Origin of the sequence: Microbispora sp. ATCC PTA-5024, from assembly GCF_000511135.2 — a bacterium.
In the GTDB taxonomy this organism is placed as follows: Bacteria; Actinomycetota; Actinomycetes; order Streptosporangiales; family Streptosporangiaceae; genus Microbispora; species Microbispora corallina.
The window spans coordinates 542,388-558,967 of record NZ_KI866522.1 but is presented as its reverse complement, the minus strand read 5'-3'; the positions used below and the strand labels follow the sequence as shown (position 1 = coordinate 558,967).

Annotated in this window: 9 protein-coding genes and 1 riboswitch; of the genes, 4 read left to right on the top strand and 5 right to left on the bottom strand. The window is 75.2% G+C overall.

The window, feature by feature from the left end:
• From MPTA5024_RS02515 to MPTA5024_RS02495, 5 genes are all read right to left on the bottom strand, one after another.
• Positions 1–3,046, bottom strand: a 3,046-nt coding sequence (locus MPTA5024_RS02515; protein ID WP_084369386.1) for a BTAD domain-containing putative transcriptional regulator, incomplete at its 3' end; no start/stop codon positions are given.
• 63 nt (positions 3,047–3,109) lie between these two features.
• On the bottom strand, positions 3,110–4,249 hold the full coding sequence (locus MPTA5024_RS02510) for an EstA family serine hydrolase (RefSeq protein ID WP_036319291.1): 1,140 nt from the start codon (positions 4,247–4,249) through the stop codon (positions 3,110–3,112).
• A 36-nt stretch (positions 4,250–4,285) separates the two neighbouring features.
• A complete protein-coding gene (locus MPTA5024_RS02505; protein ID WP_036319289.1) occupies positions 4,286–4,882 on the bottom strand; it encodes an NADPH-dependent FMN reductase in 597 nt (198 codons plus the stop codon).
• A 147-nt stretch (positions 4,883–5,029) separates the two neighbouring features.
• Positions 5,030–5,839 carry a glycoside hydrolase family 25 protein gene (locus MPTA5024_RS02500; RefSeq protein ID WP_036319286.1) on the bottom strand — a complete coding sequence of 270 codons (810 nt, stop codon included), beginning with the start codon at positions 5,837–5,839 and terminating at the stop codon, positions 5,030–5,032.
• A gap of 11 nt (positions 5,840–5,850) precedes the next feature.
• Positions 5,851–5,988: riboswitch (cyclic di-AMP (ydaO/yuaA leader) on the bottom strand.
• Between the two features lie 192 nt (positions 5,989–6,180).
• Positions 6,181–7,059, bottom strand: a complete 879-nt coding sequence (locus tag MPTA5024_RS02495; RefSeq protein ID WP_036319283.1) for an alpha/beta fold hydrolase — start codon at positions 7,057–7,059, stop codon at positions 6,181–6,183.
• 113 nt (positions 7,060–7,172) lie between these two features.
• Between MPTA5024_RS02495 and MPTA5024_RS02490 the strand changes: the two genes are divergently transcribed.
• From MPTA5024_RS02490 to MPTA5024_RS02475, 4 genes are all read left to right on the top strand, one after another.
• Entirely contained in the window at positions 7,173–9,248 is a 2,076-nt protein-coding gene (locus tag MPTA5024_RS02490) for an AfsR/SARP family transcriptional regulator (protein ID WP_036319280.1), read from the top strand.
• 98 nt (positions 9,249–9,346) lie between these two features.
• Positions 9,347–10,885, top strand: coding sequence for a TIGR02677 family protein (locus MPTA5024_RS02485; RefSeq protein WP_036322885.1), 1,539 nt, complete (start codon positions 9,347–9,349; stop codon positions 10,883–10,885).
• Between the two features lie 59 nt (positions 10,886–10,944).
• The gene (locus MPTA5024_RS02480; RefSeq protein WP_051457626.1) at positions 10,945–12,312 is read left to right on the top strand and encodes a DUF2398 family protein; all 1,368 of its coding nucleotides are present in this window, start codon (positions 10,945–10,947) and stop codon (positions 12,310–12,312) included.
• The gene (locus MPTA5024_RS02475; protein ID WP_036319278.1) at positions 12,309–16,481 is read left to right on the top strand and encodes a TIGR02680 family protein; all 4,173 of its coding nucleotides are present in this window, start codon (positions 12,309–12,311) and stop codon (positions 16,479–16,481) included. The genes MPTA5024_RS02480 and MPTA5024_RS02475 overlap by 4 nt, the downstream gene beginning before the upstream one ends.
• The last annotated feature ends 99 nt before the right edge of the window (positions 16,482–16,580 follow it).

The window sequence follows — 16,580 nt, the reverse complement described above, 5'->3', positions numbered from 1 at the left end:
CGTCGAGGGCGGCGGCGGCGGCCAGGCCGGACAGCGCCTGGGCCACGTCGCCCACGGCGCCGAGCTCCCGCGCGACGCCGAAGGCCTCCGCCTGGCAGGCGAGCGCGGCCGCCGCGTTCCCCCGCAGCTCCTCGACGTACCCCAGCTCGACGAGCACGCTCGGCAGGTACAGCGGCCGGCCCGGCCCGGCGTCCTGGCGCTCGGCGGCCTCCATGAGCGTGCGCAGGTGGACCTCGGCCGCGTCGAGGTCGCCGTCCCTGCGCGCCGCGAACGCCAGCCCCATCTCCGCGAACACGGCGCCGAGCGGGGAGCCCTGCTCGGTGGCCAGCCGCAGGCCCTCGCGGCAGTAGTCGCGGGCCCGCGCGTGGTCTCCGCTCTGCATGGCGATCCAGCCGAGCCACGACAGGCGCCCGGCGACGTCGGGCCACAGCTCCAGCTCCTCGGCCATGCGCAGCCCGTCGCGGTGCAGCCGGACGGCCCGCTCGTGGTCGCCCGTCAGCCCGGCGTGCGCGCCGAGCCACTCGGTGGCCTGCAGCAGCCCCCAGCGGTCGCCGAGACGGCGGAACAGCGCCTCGCTGCGCGCGCCGTCCCGTTCGAGCGCGGCCTGGTCGCCCCTGATGTGCGCGTGCTTGGCCCGCAGGGCCAGCGCGGCCGCCTCCCCCCACGCGTCGCCGAGCGCGCGGAAGGCGTCCGCCGCCTGGTCGATGCGGCGCCCGGTGGCGTCCACGTCCCCGAGGTCGATCTCGGCGTAGGCGAGGAACCACTGCGCCCTGGCCCGTCCGCGGGGGTCGTCCACCCGCTCGTACGGGCGGAGGGCGGCCTCGTGGCGGTCCGGCCAGTCCGCGGTGTCGCCGAGCAGGAACGCGATGCCGGTCTCCCAGGCCCCGGCCCGGGCCCTCAGGGCCGGCGCGGCCTCGCCGCCCGCGTCGAGGGCGGCCTGGAGCGACCGCCGGGCCTCGGCGAGCCTGCCGCGGAGGAACCAGTACCAGGTCAGCGCGCCGGCCAGCCGCAACGCCAGGTCGGCGGCTCCGTCGCGGGCCGCGGCGTCGAGTGCCCCGCGCAGGTTGGCGGCCTCCGCGTCCAGCCGGTGGAGCCATCGCCGCTGCTCCGGGCCGTACAGGTGGGGTTCGGCCCGCTCGGCCAGCTCGGCGTAGTGGAGGCCGTGCCGCCGCCGTACCCGCCGCAGCTCGCCCGCCTCGCGCATCCGGTCCAGGCAGTAGGCGGCCACCGATTCGAGCAGCCGGTAGCGGGGCCCGTCGTCGTCGCGCTCGGTCACCACCACGAGTGAGCGGTCCACCAGCCGGGCCAGAACGTCGCGGACCTCCTCGGCGGCGACGCCGTCCCCCGAGCAGACCGCCTCGGCGCTCTCCGCGGTGCAGCCGTCGGCGTGGACGGCCAGCCGGCGCAGCACGACGCGCTCGGAGGGGGTGAGCAGCTGCCAGCTCCAGTCGATCATGGCCATGAGCGTCTGCTGCCGGGGTGGTGCGCCCCGGTGCCCGGTGGCCAGCAGGCGGAACCGGTCGTCGAGCCCCGCCATCAGGCCGTGCATTCCCAGGGCCCGTACGCGGGTGGCGGCCAGCTCCAGGGCCAGCGGGATGCCGTCGAGCCGCCGGCAGAGCACCGCGACGGCCTCGGCGTTGCCCGGCGTGAGCGTGAACCCGCGTGCGGCCGCGGCGGCCCGGGCGACGAACAGCCGCACCGCGCTGAACCGTTCCAGCTCCGCCGGATCGTTGTGGTGGGCCGGTTCCGGAGCCTCCAGGGGCGGCACCGGCCACACGACCTCGCCGGGCAGGCCGAGGGGCTCGCGGCTGGTGGCGAGGACGCGCAGTCCGGGGGCGGCCCGCAGCAGGACCGCCGTGAGCTCGGCGACGTCCTCGATCACGTGCTCGCAGTTGTCGAGGACGAGCAGCAGCCGCCGGGCCCGTACGGCGCGGGCGAGCCGCTGGGCGGGCGTCGGGGACTCGTGCGGCGCGGCGACGTCCCGGACGTCCAGCACGGCCATGACCGTGTCGGCCAGCGCGTCGAGGGCCTTCCCGGGCATGGGGGGACGGTCGAGGGCGCCCAGCTCGACCAGCCAGGCGCCGTCGGGGAACGGCCCGCCGGGCGGGCCGGCGACCTCCACCGCCAGCCGGGTCTTGCCCACCCCGCCCGACCCGGTCAGCGTGAGCAGCCGGCTGCGCTCCAGCAGCGCCCGCAGCTCGGCGACCGCGTCCTGACGGCCGACGAGGCCGGTGACCGCGCTCGGCAGGTTGCCGGCGGGCCGGGGGGCGGCTGCCGCCGTCGTCGGCGCGGGCCCGTCCAGCTCGGGATCCTGCAGCAGGATCGCCCTGTGCAGGTTCGCCAGGTCGGGGCCGGGCACCAGCCCCAGCTCCTCGTCCAGCCGGGCGCGCGCCTCCTCGTAGCTGGCGAGCGCGTCGGTCTGCCGCCCCGACCGGTACAGGGCGAGCATGTGCAGGGTCCGCGCCCGCTCCCGCAGAGGGTGGCGGTCGAGCATGTCCGCGAGGTCGGCGGCGACCTCCGCCGCCATGCCGAGCGCGAGCCGCGCCCGCGCCAGGTCCTCCAGAGCAGTGAGCCGCAGCTCCTCCAGGCGCGCGACGGCGGCCCGGACGAACGGCTCGTCGGCGACGTCGGCGAACGCCGGCCCGCGCCACAGGCCGAGGGCGCCGGACAGCAGCGCGGCCTTCTCCTCGGGGCCCGTGGCCTCACGCGCCTCGGCGGCCAGGCGCTCGAACCGGCCGGCGTCCACCGCGTCCGCGCCGGCCCTGAGCAGGTACCCGGGCGGCGGCGACACGATGAGGGCGCGGGCCCCCGGCTCGGCGTCCTCCATCGCGCGGCGCAGCTGGGAGACCTTGGCGGACAGCGCCCCCAGCGGGTTGCCCGGCAGGTCGTCGCCCCACAGGTGCTCCACCAGCCGGTCGGCGGAGACGGGCCGCCCGGGGTCGACGAGCAGCGCGGCCAGCAGGGCGCGCACCTTGAGCCCGGGCACCGTGACGGCGTCCCCCCGGTCGTTCCAGACGGCCAGCGGCCCGAGGACCCCGAAGCGCATGACCGTCACCATAACGGGACCCGGCGCCTCCCGCCGTCCGGAAGAGGCGGGAGGCGCCGGGGCTCAGCTCGCCGGGAGGGTCTTCGCGACGATCGACGCGATGTGCTGGAAGGTGGTGTAGTCGCCCGCCGTCACCCGGTTCTTGGCCACGGCGATCGCGATCCCGCTCGCGTGGTCGGCGTAGGCGGCGGTGCCGCCGCTTCCGGCCATGCCGAACAGGGCCGGGCCGTCGAGGGGGCCGGGGAAGCCGATGTCGTAACCCAGCCCGCGGGTGACCGGCGCACCGGTGATCTCGTCGACGCCGCTGATCGCGGGGGCGGTGACCTCGCGGAGCCGCTCGGGCGAGATCAGCCGTACTCCGCCGGTCTCGCCCATGAGGGCGGCGTACATCCGCGCGAGGGCGCGGGCGCTCATGACCCCGCCGGCCGGGATGTCGGCCGTGAGCACGTCGCGCCTGTTGCAGTACGCGGCGGTGGGCATGGCGGCCGGAGGCGCCGCCGTCCATCCGTTCACCACGCGGAAGAACGGCACCTGCTCGGCCATCGCCGCCATCATCTCCGGCGTGAACTCCATGCCGCCCTCCGGCTCCTCCATGCGGGCGACGCGGCCCAGCTCCGACTCCGGGACGCCGAAGAACATCTCGTCCGCGACGCCGAGCGGCCCGGCCACCTCCTCCCTGAGCACCCGCGAGATCGGCCGCCCGGTGGCGCGCCGCACGATCTCTCCAACAATGAAGCCGTACGACTGGGGGTGGTAGCCGGTCCTGGTCCCCGGCTCCCACCAGGGCGCGGCGTCCGCGATGACCGCGCACATGCCGTCCCAGTCGGTGAGGTCCTCGGGCGTGGTCTCCACGGGCAGGCCCGGCACGCCCACCGCGTGGGTGAGCGCGTCCCTGACCGTCGCCCGTTCCTTGCCGTGCGCGGCGAACTCGGGCCACAGGTCGGCGATCCGCGTGTCGTACCCGAGGACGCCCTGCTTTACGAGCACGTGGACGACGGCGGAGGTCACCCCCTTGCCGGTGGAGGTGACGTGAAAAGGAGTGCCGGCGGTGACGGGGCGTCCGGTCTCCGCGTCGGCGACGCCGGCGACGGCGTCGGCCACGAGGTCTCCGTGCCGGTACACGGCGACCTGGAGCCCGCGCTCCGCGCCCGACTCGACCAACTGGTCGACGGCGTCCTGCACCTGCCGCTGAACATCGTTCATCCCGGTGTTCCTTCCAGGGCTTGGGGGATACGCGCGTCAGCGCGTGTAGGGGGTCCTGGCGCGGGCGTCGCGCAGCGCGTACGCCCACCAGGTCAGCTCGTCCAGCACAGTGGTCACGGCGGTGTTGCAGGCCGCGGTAGGCAGCGGCCAGCTGCCGTCGGCCGCGAACAGCTCCCAGTAGCACGGCAGGCTGACGACGGCCTGGACGGGCACCGCGTGCAGCTCGCCGAACACCTCCCGCAGCTGCGCGGCCGCGTGCAGGCCGCCCGACTCCCTGCCGTACGCGACGAAGGCGACGGGCTTGGCCTGCCATTCCTCGTAGTACCAGTCGATGGCGGTCTTCAGCGGAGCCGGGAAGCTCCGGTTGTACTCGGGCGTCACCACCACGAAGGCGTCGGCCGCCGTGAGGCGCGGGCCCAGCGCCCGTACGCGGTCGGGCACGGCCTCGTCGTGGTCGGTGAGGGTGTCGGGCAGCCGCGCCTCGGCCAGGTCGATCACGTCGAGCTCGAGCTCGCGGCGCCGCCGCGCCCGTGCGGCGAACCAGGCGGCGGCCGTCGGGCCGAACCGGCCGTTGCGGGTGCTGCCGATGATGACCGCCACCCGCAACGGCGTGCCGTCCCGTGTCTCCGGCATCTGCGGCCTCCCTCGGGCTGTCCGTCCAGTACGACGATCGTGCCCGAGGGGGTTTACGGTCTGTTTACGCCGGTCTGCCGGGAGGCCGCGCTCCCGGCGTCAACCGGCGACCGCATGACGGCCTTACTGACGGCCTCGGTGAGGGCCTCAGTGACGGCCGAGCGCGCGCAGCTGGTCGGGCGTCAGCGAGGAGACGTTCTGGTCGATGGGCGTGTCCGTGTACTGGTGGATGACCCAGGTCTTCCAGTCAGCCGGGGGCGTGACCGAGCCCTTCGGGATGCCGTAGTAGGCCACCCACAGCGGGTACTGGCCGAGCCCATGGCCGTAGCGGTCGGCGAAGTTCCACCCGCTGTAGAACATCGGGGTGACGCCCGTCTTCTCCTTCACGTGGGCCAGCCACGTCTTCGCCCAGGCGTTCACGTGCTGGACCGACTCCCCGTCGGTCGTCTCGAGGTCCAGCACCAGCAGGTCGCCGGGGCGGGCCGGCTGCCGGTTCACCACCGACAGGAAGTAGTCGGCCTCCTCGACGGGGTCGTTCGAGGGGTGGCCGTAGTGGTAGACACCGCGCACGATGCCCTTCTTGGCCAGCTCGGCCCAGTGGCGGGCGAAGGCGGGGTCGACGAAGTCGAGGCCCTCGGTGGCCTTGATGATGCCGAACTGGGCCGGGCTGGCCTTCCAGTCGTGGTCGGCCTCGTATCCTGAGACGTCCTGCCCGTAGGTGGTGGCGGCCCGGGCCGACCCGGCCTTCCAGTCGTGGTCGGCGCCGTTGCCCGCCGGGTTCGCGGCGTCGCGGGTGGCGGCGTGCGCCGGTCCCGCCATGAGAGCGGGGACGGCGGCGGCCGTGCCGGCCGCCAGGGCCGCGGACAGGGCCAGGGTCGCGCCGGCGAGGGCGGGACGGGACGAGCCCAGCCGCTGTTTCAGCGAGTGGGCGGCCCAGCTGAGCCGATGGGTGGGCATGTGGGGTTGACTCCTTCTTCCATGCCGCCTACCGGGTTAGCTGACGGGTTCGGGCAGGAAGTGCCCTACGGGGCGCGGTCGCGCTCCGATTCACCCCGGAAGAGGTGGGTCCCCGGCTCCGCGAGACGCGGATTCGGCGGCCGCGCGCTCCGACGGGACGGGGTCCCACGGAAGCGCGCGGTCCGGGCAACGTGCCGGCAAGGGATACGACGGAGAGGACATCGTTCCGCATACCGGCGTTGACTAAAGGTACACACAATCCCAGAAAGGTGTAAATAGGACAAACTACTCAGTAAGGAACGATCTGGACGGTGCCCGAATGATCCTCATTCCCCGGGGGTTCAGCGGGCGAGCAGGGTCCGCAGGGCCCCGGCGACCTCGTCCGGGGCCTCCTCCGCCATGAAGTGGCCCCAGGCGACCGTGCTGTGCTCCAGGTCGGGCGCCCACGCGCGCCACAGGGCGGCGGCGTCGTAGCCGAGGGCGGAGCCCCAGTCCTGCTGCAGCACGGCGACGGGCATCCGCAGCCGGGTGCCGGCGTCCCGGTCGGCCCGGTCGTGCTCGACGTCCACGCCGGCGGACGCGCGGTAGTCGGCCACGATCGAGGGCACCGCCGCGCGGCAGGCGTCGAGGTAGGCGGCGCGGACGTCGGCCGGGACCGCTCGTGGGTCGGCGCTCCACTGATCGAGGAAGTGGCCGAAGAACGCGTCCGCGGTGGCGCCGATCATCCGCTCCGGCAGGCCCGGCGGCTGGGCCATGAGGTAGAGGTGGAAACCGACTGCCGCGGTGACGCCGTGCATCACGTCCCACATGTCGAGGGTCGGCAGGATGTCGAGGCAGGCCAGGTGGGTGACCGCCCGCGGGTGGTCGAGCGCGGCCCGGAAGGCGACGAGCGCCCCCCGGTCGTGCCCGGCCAGCGCGAACCGCTCGTGCCCCAGGGCGCCGGCCAGGGCCACGACGTCGGCGGCCATCGTGCGCTTGGCGTAGGTCGAGGGGCCGGTCTCCGCCGGTTTGTCGCTGGCGCCGTAGCCGCGCAGGTCGGGGCAGATCACGGTGTGGTCGGCGGCGAGCAGGGCGGCCACGTGCCGCCACATCAGGTGCGTCTGGGGGAAGCCGTGGAGCAGCACGATCGGGCTGCCCGAGCCGCCGACCGCGGCGTTCAGGGACACGCCGTCGGCGACCGGCACGCGCACGTAGTCGAATCCGGAGATGGCCAGCGTCATGGTCATTTTCCTTTCCGCAGGTGAACGGGCGCGTTCCAGCCTCCCGGGGGCGGATGAGCATCCGATGAGCGCGCTACCGTGACCGGGAGCGGGCGCGGAGAGGACGGTCGGGAGTGAGGGTCACGTTCGGGGTGCTGGGCCCGGTCACGGCCTGGGACGGCGGTGACGCCGTCGCCCTGAAGGGGCCGCGGCACCGCGCCGTGCTGGCCCGGCTGATCGTCGCCCGCGGCCGCGTCGTCCCGGTGACCCACCTGGTGGACGACCTGTGGGAGGACCCGCCTCCGGACGCGGTGGGCGCGGTGCGCACGTTCGTGGCGGCCCTGCGCCGCGCGCTCGAACCCGGCCGCCGTCCGCGCGGCCCCGCCCGGCTGCTGGTCACCGAGGGACCGGGGTACGCGCTGCGGGCCACTCCGGAGGCCGTGGACGCCTGGCGGTTCGAGCGGTCGGTGGCCGAGGCCGCCGCGCTGACGCCCGGAGAGGCGCTCGCCCGCCTGGAGGAGGCGCTGGGATGGTGGCGGGGCCCGGCGTACGCCGAGTTCGCCGGCCACGACTGGACGCGCGCCGAACGGTCCCGCCTGGCCGAGCTGCGGCTGCACGCCGCCGAACGGCGGGCCGAGGCCAGAATGGCCCTGGGCAGGGCGGGTGAGGCGGTGCCCGACCTCGACGCGCACGTGGCCGAGCACCCCTGGCGCGAGGAGGGCTGGCGGCTGCTCGCGCTCGCCCTTTACCGGACCGGGCGTCAGGGCGACGCGCTCGCCGTCCTGCGCCGGGCGCGCACGCTTCTGGTCGAGCAGCTCGGGGTGGATCCCGGGCCGGACCTGCGCCGTCTGGAGGCCGACATCCTCCACCACGCCGACCGCCTCGACCCGGACGCCGCCGGCCCCGCGGGGCGGGTGTGGGCGCGGGCCGCCGCCGTCTACGACCGTACGGTGGCCTCCGGGGCGAGGGCCCGGCTGGAGTCGACGGTGGGCCTCCTGCGCACCCTCGCGGTGACCGGCGGCGACGGCCTTGAGGCGGCCCGCGAGCACCGGGTCGCCGCCGTCGCCGCGGCCGAGGAGCTGGGCGACGTGGAGCTCACGGCCCGCGTGATCGGCGCGTACGACGTCCCGGCCAACTGGACCCGCGTCGACGACCCGGCGCAGGCCGCGCGGGTCGTCGCGGCGGCGGAGCGGACCCTGGCCCGCCTCCCCGGCGGGGCGCACGACGGCGTGCGTGCCCGCCTGCTGGCCACGGTCGCCCTGGAGTCCCGCGGAACCCGTTCCGCCCGCGGGGCCGAGGCCGCCCGGCAGGCGGTGGAGATCGCCCGCCGTCTGAACGACCCCGCGCTGCTGGCGTTCGCCCTGAACGGCGCGTTCATGCAGACCTTCCACCGCGCGGGCCTGGCGCCCGAACGGGACGGGATCGGCGCCGAGCTGGTCGATCTGTCGGCCCGGCACGGCCTCGTCACCTATGAGGTGCTCGGTCATCTCGTGCGTATGCAGGCCCGTTCCGCGCTCGCCGACTTCGACGGCGCGGACGGGCACGCGGCCGCCGCCGACCGGCTGTCGGAACGGCACGAGCTGCCGCTGGTGGGGGTGTTCACCCGGTGGTACCGGGCGCTGCGGCTCGCCGCCGCGGTCCGCGCGCCGGGAGCCGAGACGCCGGAGGTTTCGGAGGCGGAGGTTTCGGAGGCGGAGGTTTCGGAGGCGGAGGTTTCGGAGGCGGAGGTTTCGGAGGCGGAGGCTTTAGAGGCGGGGAGCGCGGAGGCCGAGGTGGACGCGGCCTACCGGGACGCCGTCGCACGGCTCGACGGGGCCGGCATGCCCGGGCTGGCGCGGGGCCTGCCCGCGCTCACGCTGCTGTCCCTGCGCGTCAGGCGGGGGCTGCCCGCGGAGGAAGACGCGGACTGGGGGCCGTACGAGCCGTGGGCCCGGCCCCTGGTTCTGCTGGCCCGCGGCCGGCGCGAGGAGGCCGCGGTTGCGCTGCGCGCGGCGCCCGATCCGCCCCGCGACCTGCTGTTCGAGGCCATGTGGTGCCTCACGGGCCGTGCGGCCGTCGCCCTCGGCGACCGGGAGACGATGGAGCGGGCCCGTGCCGCGCTCGCGCCCGCGGCCGGCGAGCTGGCCGGGGCGGGCAGCGGCCTGATCACTCTCGGCCCGGTCGCCGGCCACCTCGCCGCGCTCTCCGCCGCCCTCGACGCCCGGGGATAGGCGCGCTCGTCGCACCTGGGGGGTACTCGTGCCATACCGGTGCAGCCGAGCGTCGTCGCGTCGGAACTGTCGGTGGCGTGCGGGATACTCACGTGGTCATGGCAGATTCACGGGGTGGAAACAGGGCGCTCGATCTCGACGCGCTCGCGGTGGGGGACAGGTTCCGGCTGTTCAACTTCACCCACAGGGACGACTACGTCGTCTATCTGTGGGTGCTCAGGGCGATGGACCGGCTGCGGGCCGTGCACCGCGTCCAGGTGGACAGCGAGGACGTCGCGGCGGCGATGGCGGAGCTGGCGCTGGCGCACGACGGGGTTCCCGTGGTGGACGGCTCGCTCCGGGGGCGGCTCGACGCCCTCGCCGCCGACGGCATCGTCCACCGGCTGGAGGACGCGTCCCGGGCGGGCTCGCTGGAGCGCTACCGCAACCGGCAGTCGGTCTACCAGTTCAGCGAGCTCGGCTACCGGGCGTTCACGGCGGTGGAAGACGTCCTGGCGGCCCGGGTCCGCGACGCCAACCTGTCCCGCCTGGTGTTCTCCGACATCCTCGACGACCTGAGGTCGCTCGCCGCGGCCAACCGCGCCGGCGACGAGGAGCAGGTCTACCGGCGCATCTCGCGGCTCGACCGGGTGATGGAGGACATGGTGCGCCGGTCGGCCCGATTCCACGTCACCCTCGGCGAGATCGTCACCTCGACGGAGGCGTCGCCCGAGCTGTTCCTCCGCTACAAGAACGCCCTGCTCACCCACATGACCGACGTCATGGCGGAGCTCGACCGCCACCTGCCCCGCCTGCACCGGGCCGTCCTCGACGTGGAGGCCACGGGTGTCGCCACCATGATGGTGCGTGCGGCCGACGCCGACGACAGGCCGTTCCTCAGCCCGGGGGAGCGGATGGAGGACTGGAAGCGCCGCTGGGAGGTCCTGCGCGCCTGGTTCACGGCGGAGCCGGGCGCGGAGTCCGGCGCCGCCGAGCTGCGCCGCGCGACCCGCGCCGCCGTGTCCGGGGTCGTGGCCCTGCTCCGGCAGCTCACCGAGGCCCAGCGCGGCGGGGTGAACCGCGCCTCCGAGCTGCGGCATCTCGCGGAGTGGATCTGCGACACCCCCGACGAGGACGCGGCGTACGCGCTGGCGGCGGCGGCGTTCAACCTGGGGTCGGCCCGGCACATGGGCGGGGCCCACGACGACGTGGAGCAGATCTCGCCGCGGGCCACCTGGTGGGACGCGCCCGGTGTCGAGGTCGCGCTCACGCCCTTCCGGACGGGGCGGCAGGCCGGGCCGGGCATCCCGCAGCCCGTCCGGGTCGATCCGCGCAGGCGCGCCGACCTGCGCCGCGAGCAGATCGCGGCCAGGGCGGCCGAGCGCCGGGCCGCCCGGAGCCTGGCGGAGCGCGGGCCACACGGACGGGCGCTCGACGAGGCCGAGACCCGCGTCCTGCTGGCGCTGCTGACCAGGGCGCTGGAGGCCCGCTCGGTGGTGTCCGGGCGGCTGAGGTCCGGCGACGGCAGCGACGACACCGTGGTCCTCCGGCTCGTGCCCCACTCCGCGGGCAGCAGCGTGCGGACTCCACACGGCCTGCTGCACCTGCCGGGGTTCGCCCTCGAGATCGCGCCCCGCGCTGGGACCGCCCATGCCTGAGCCCCTCGCCGCCGCCCGTGTCCGCGTACGGCAGATCGCGCCGCGCCACGGGAGCGCCCATGCCTGAGCCCCTCGCCGCCGCCGGCGTCGCCCCCGCCGACCTCGGCGGCTACCAGGAAGCGGTGCGGCTCGTGCTGACCAGCGACCTGATCACGGCCGTCCATCCCCGTCCCGGCGTGCTGGAACGCGTGCTGCCCTGGGCCGACCAGCTGACCCGCGACCTTCGCGACCTGTTCGGCTACACGCTCATCGCCACCACCCGTCAGGCACGGCTGATCCGCCGGTTCGACGCCCTCGACCCGTCGCGTGGGAAGATCTTCGCCAACAGGGCGGGCAAGCCCTTCGACCGCAGGCGGCTCGCGTACCTCTGCCTGGTGCTCGGCTCCTTCCAGCGCTCCCGGGTGGAGATCAGCCTGGCGGACCTGGTGCGCCTGTTCGCCCCCGCGGCCAACTCCATCCCGGGGCTCGGCTTCGATCCGCTGGTCCCCGGGCACAAGGCGGCGGTCGTCGACGTGATCGGCTGGCTGGTGGAGCGCGGCGCGCTGAACCTGTCGGACGGCTCCGTCGAGGCGTGGGCGCGCGGCGACGGGGGAGACGCCCTCTACGACATCGACCACGACATCTGTGCGGCGATCTTCCGCCCGTCCCGCCCGATACAGCACCTGACCAGCGCCGCCGGCCTGCTCGACGGCCTGGACGGCGGCGCCGAGGCACGCGTGCGCCGGCTGCTGCTGGAGCGGCCCGTCGTCTACTACGCCGACCTCGACGCGGAGGCCGCCGCCGTCCTGCGGCGCGACGACCTCGTCGACAACCTGGCACGCCTCACCGGCCTGGTGGTGGAGCGCCGCGCCGAGGGCGTGCTGCTCGCCGACCCGGGCGGCAGGTTCACCGACCGGGCCTTCCCCGGCAGGGGCGGCGCGGTCAACCGGGCCGCCGGGCTCCTGCTCGCCCGCATCGCCGACGCGCTCGAAGAGGAGCGGTCCGCGCCAGCCTCCACCGGGACGTTCGAACGGCTGGAGCCCCCGGTGGAGGCGGACGTCCAGCGTGACCTGCTCGCCCGCGTCGACTCGGCGCTGCCGCAGGCCGGCGTCGTCAGGGACCTCGCGTGGTCGTCCGGCCACACGCCGCCGATGCCGCCGGATCGACCCGACCCGCTCGTCCTCCTCGAACGCCACCGGCTCGAGGCGCTGATCGACGATCTGTACGAGACGTTCGGCGCGGCCTCGTTCACCGGCGCCTGGCAGCAGGACCCCCACGGCCTGCTCGACGCCGCGCTCGACCTGCTGGCCGACCTGCGCCTGGTCCGGCCGGTGCCCGGCGGGGTGCTGCTGCTCCCGGCCGCCGTCCGCTACCGCAACATCACGATGGCGATCCCGGCGCCGCCCAGGGGCCAGACGGATCTGTTCGAAGGAGGAGACCCGGCATGACCCGGTTCAAGCCGTCCCGTGCCGGCCTGATCAACATCTGGGACTACACCGACGAGGAGTTCGTCTTCGCGGACGGCCGGCTGGTGCTGCGCGGGCACAACGGCTCCGGCAAGACCAAGGCCCTCGAGGTGCTGTTCCCCTTCATCCTCGACGGGGTGGTCGACGCCCGCCGGCTCGACCCGTTCAGCGGCGAGAACCGCACGATGAAGTCCAACCTGCTCTACCGGGGACAGGAGTCCGAATACGGCTTCGTGTGGATGGAGTTCGCGGACGGGCGCCGGACGGTCACCCTGATCGTCGCCATGCACGCCCACCGGGACCGGCCCGACGTGAAGCGGACCTACTTCGTCACGGCCAGACGCGTGGGTGTCGACTTCGGGCTCCTGTCGGAGGACGCCCGGCCGCTGACCGACCAGCAGCTCAAGCGCGTGCTCGAACCCGGCGCGGCCCGATCCAACGCCACCGACTACCGCGACGCGATCGACGCGGCGCTGTTCGGCCTCGGGCGGGAGCGGTACACGCAGCTGCTCGACCTGCTGCTCGCGCTGCGCCGTCCGCTGCTGGCCAAGGACCTCGACCCGGTCAAGGTCTCCGACACGCTCACGGCCGGGCTGAGTCCCGTCTCCGACGACCTGATCGAGCAGGCGGCCCGCGACTTCGACAACCTGGCGGCCGTCCAGCGCCTCGCCGAGGACCTCGCGGCGGCCGACTCCGCCGCCCGCGCGTTTTTGGCCTGCTACGCCGACTATCTGCGGGTCGGCGTGCGCGGGTGCCTCGACCGGATCGAGGCCCGCACCGAGCAGGCCGTACGGCCGGCCGTGCTGGTCGGCGAGGCGCGGGCCGAGATGCGCCGCGCCGACACGGCCCAGCAGGAGGCCGAGGAGGCGTGCGCCGCCGCGGTCGCGGAGCGGAAGAGGCTGGAGGCCCGGCTCGACGCCCTCAAGCGGCACGAGGCCTACACCGCCCAGGGCGAGCTGGAGAGTCTGCGCACCCGGGTCGCCCAGGGGTCCCAGGAGATCACCCGGATGCGGGAGGCGAACGCCAGGGGCGCCCGGCACGTCGCGGACCTGCGCCGCGAGGCCGCCGAGCTCGACCGCGAGCTGGCCGAGGCCAGGGAGGCGGCCGGGCGCCAGGCAGCGGCGAAGGCGGAGGCCGCCGACCTCGCCGGGATCCCGCGAGACGAGGGAGGCGACGCCCCGGAGATCAGAGCACGGGCCGTCGCCCGGCTCCAGGACGTCGAGGACGTCCGCCGCGGCCTGCGGAAGGTCGAGGAGGCGGAACGCGAACGCGGCCGGGCAGAGCAGGCCGTTCAGCGGGCGCAGCAGAAGATCGACGCGGGCGGGCACGCGTGTGAGAAGGCCGAGCACGCCCTCGCCGAGGCGGTCGGCCGGGCAGAGGCCGACCTGCGCGCCTGGGCCGGCAGGTGGACCGGCCGCGCCGAGCTCGCCGAGCCCGTCGTGCCTCCGGGCGACGGCGACACCCTGGCCGAGAGCCTGGCCAGGCTACGGGAGCCCGGCGCCCCCAGCCTGGGCGAGGTGTTCGGCGACCTCGTCGAGACGCGCCGCACCGCGCTCGCCGCCGAGGCGGCCGGGCTCGACGTGACACTGGAACGCCTCACCGCGGAGATCGCACGGCTGGCGGCGGAACGGGACGAGGTCGCGTCCGAGCGGGACGACGCGCCCCCGCTCGCACGCCACGCCGATCGTGAGGGGCGGCCGGGAGCGCCGCTGTGGCGGCTGGTGCGCTTCGCCGAAGAGGTCGGGCACGCCGGCGCCGCCGCCGTGGAAGGGGCCCTGGAGGCGGCGGGGCTGCTCACCGCGTGGGTCCATCCCGACCCCCGGCTGACCGCGGAGGCGCTGGAGAAGGCGGAGCCCGACGCCTACCTGCTGCCGGCCCCGCCCGGGCTGCGGCCGTCCGGGCCGACGCTGGCGAGCGTGCTGGTGCCCGAGGATCAGGACGCCGTCCCGGCGGAGGTCGTCTCCGGCGTGCTCGCGTCGATCGCGCTGACCGAGGAGATCGACCCGGCGTCGGGCACGCCGGCGGTCAGCACCCGGGGCCAGTTCGGTGTGGGCGTTCACCTGGGCGTCCGGACCAAGGACGCGCCGGAGTACATCGGCGCCACCCATCGGGCGGCCCGCCGGGCCGGCCGCCTCGCCGAGTACGGGCGGGAGATCGGGGACAGGTCCGGTGAGCGCGAACGGACCGTGGCGGCCCGCGACTCCCTCCGTCGGCGACTCGACGACCTCGGCCGGGCGCGACGTGAGCTGAGGCCGATCGGCCGGGACATCCCCGGCGCCGCGGCGGCGCTCGCCCAGGCGTCGGCGCTGCTCGCTGCGGCCCGCACGGAGCTGGCCGAGGCCGCCACCGCCCTCGACGCCGCCACCGCCGAAATGGACGCGGAACGGCGGCGCCTCCGGCAGACGGCGGCGGACCGAACCATGCCGTCCGCCGCCGACGAGGTCGAGGCGGTCGCCGCCGCCATCGGCGACTTCACCGCGGCGGCGGACCGCCACGCCCAGCAGCTGGCCGCGGTCGGGAGACTCGACAGGGATCTCACCGGGCGGCTCCGAACCGTCGAACGGCTGGAGGCCGAGCTCGCCGCCGCGTCCGACGACCTGGCGGACAAGGAGGAGGCACACCTGGCCCTCGCCGAACGCCTGGCCGCCGCGGAGGAGGCGCTCAGCGCGCCGCTCAAGGAGATCCTCGACCAGATCGGCGACGCCGAGCGGGCCCTGGCCGCCGCGACCGGCGCCGCCCGCGCCGCCGAGCAGCGGGCCCGCGACGAGCACGACGCGCTGGTGAAGGCCAAGGTCTCCTACGAGCACGGGCGTGCCTCGCTCGTGTCCGCGCTGCGTGAGCTGCTCGACCAGCTCGCGTCCTTCGCGCCGTTCACCCAGCCGGAGCTGCGGCCGGTGCTGGGCGTCGCCGCCGCGCCGGTGTGGCCCGACGCGGCACGGTGGCCCGAGCCCGAACGGGCCGCCGCCGACGTCGTCGAGCGGCTGGCCGGCGAGGACGCGGCGATGGCGGTGCGGGCCGTGCTGCCGGACGGCGCGGCGGACCTCCTCGCCCTCTACGAGACGGCGGCAGCCGGGCGGCAGCCGGGGGAGGGTGCCCGCAAGCGGGCCCGCGACCGGATGTCCCAGGCCCTCAAGGAGTTCGGCGAGGCGCTCAACGCCTGCGAGGAGGACTACCGGCTCGACTGGGAGCAGGGCGAGTCGCTCGTCCTGGTCCGGGTCCACGACGCCGACGGCCGTCACCCGGTGGCCGCCTTCGCCCGGCGCGTCGCGGAACGCGCCGAGGAGCAGGGCGTGCTGCTGGAGGAACGCGAGCGCAGGGTCCTGGAGGACGAGCTGCTCGCGGGCCTGTCCCAGCAGGTCTTCGACCGTGTGATGCTGGCGAAGGACCTGGTCAAGGGCATGGACGCGGACACCAGATCCCGGCCGATGTCGACCGGCACGACCGTGGGCATCCGATGGGTCGTCTCCGACAGGGTCACCGACGACCAGCGCGAGGTATCCGAGCTGCTCGGTCGCGACGATCTCGGGCCGGCCCGGCTCGCCGACCTCCGGCGGCTCCTGCGGCAGATGATCCACGAGTACCGTGCCGGGCACCCTCGGGCGACGTACAAGGAGGCCCTGTCGGCCGTCCTCGACTACCGCGCCTGGCGCTCGTTCGAACTGCGGCTCAAGGTCCCCGGGGAGGAGGAGGTCAAGCTGAGCAGGAAGCGCCACTCCCAGATGTCGGGCGGCGAGAAGTCGGCCGCCATCCACCTGCCGCTGTTCGCCGCCGCCAACGCCCTGTACGGATCGGCCGCGCCCACCTGCCCCCGAATGATCGCGCTCGACGAGGCGTTCGCCGGCATCGACGACGTCTACAAGCCCGACCTGCTCGGGCTGACCGTGCGCTACGACCTCGACGTGTTCATGACCGGCCACGACCTGTGGGTCCGGTACGACACGGTGCCCGCGGCGGCCCACTACGACATGCACAGCGACAAGGCGTCCCACACGGTCTCGGCCATGCTCGTCCTGTGGGACGGATGCGAGCTCGTCGACTCCGCAGCGGGGTTCTCCGGCAACGACGAGCTCGCGGGAGAGATCCTGGGATTCCCGCCGACCCGCCGTGTCCCGGAGGAGGACGGCGTCCTGATACCGGCCGGCGGCGAGTGACGAGGCCGGGCCCTCACCGCGGGGGCGCGGCCGTCACGGCCCGGAACTCCTATGGCTCCGGCCGGCCACTCGGTTGATCGGTGGCTACGGCGACGGGGT

Excerpts from the sequence above, each read along its gene's own strand:
- MPTA5024_RS02510 (WP_036319291.1), bottom strand. The coding sequence starts at position 4,249 with ATGAACGATGTTCAGCGGCAGGTGCAGGACGCCGTCGACCAGTTGGTC.
- MPTA5024_RS02505 (WP_036319289.1), bottom strand. The coding sequence starts at position 4,882 with ATGCCGGAGACACGGGACGGCACGCCGTTGCGGGTGGCGGTCATCATC.
- MPTA5024_RS02500 (WP_036319286.1), bottom strand. The coding sequence starts at position 5,839 with ATGCCCACCCATCGGCTCAGCTGGGCCGCCCACTCGCTGAAACAGCGG.
- MPTA5024_RS02495 (WP_036319283.1), bottom strand. The coding sequence starts at position 7,059 with ATGACGCTGGCCATCTCCGGATTCGACTACGTGCGCGTGCCGGTCGCC.
- MPTA5024_RS02485 (WP_036322885.1), top strand. The coding sequence starts at position 9,347 with ATGGCAGATTCACGGGGTGGAAACAGGGCGCTCGATCTCGACGCGCTC.
- MPTA5024_RS02480 (WP_051457626.1), top strand. The coding sequence starts at position 10,945 with ATGCCTGAGCCCCTCGCCGCCGCCGGCGTCGCCCCCGCCGACCTCGGC.
- MPTA5024_RS02475 (WP_036319278.1), top strand. The coding sequence starts at position 12,309 with ATGACCCGGTTCAAGCCGTCCCGTGCCGGCCTGATCAACATCTGGGAC.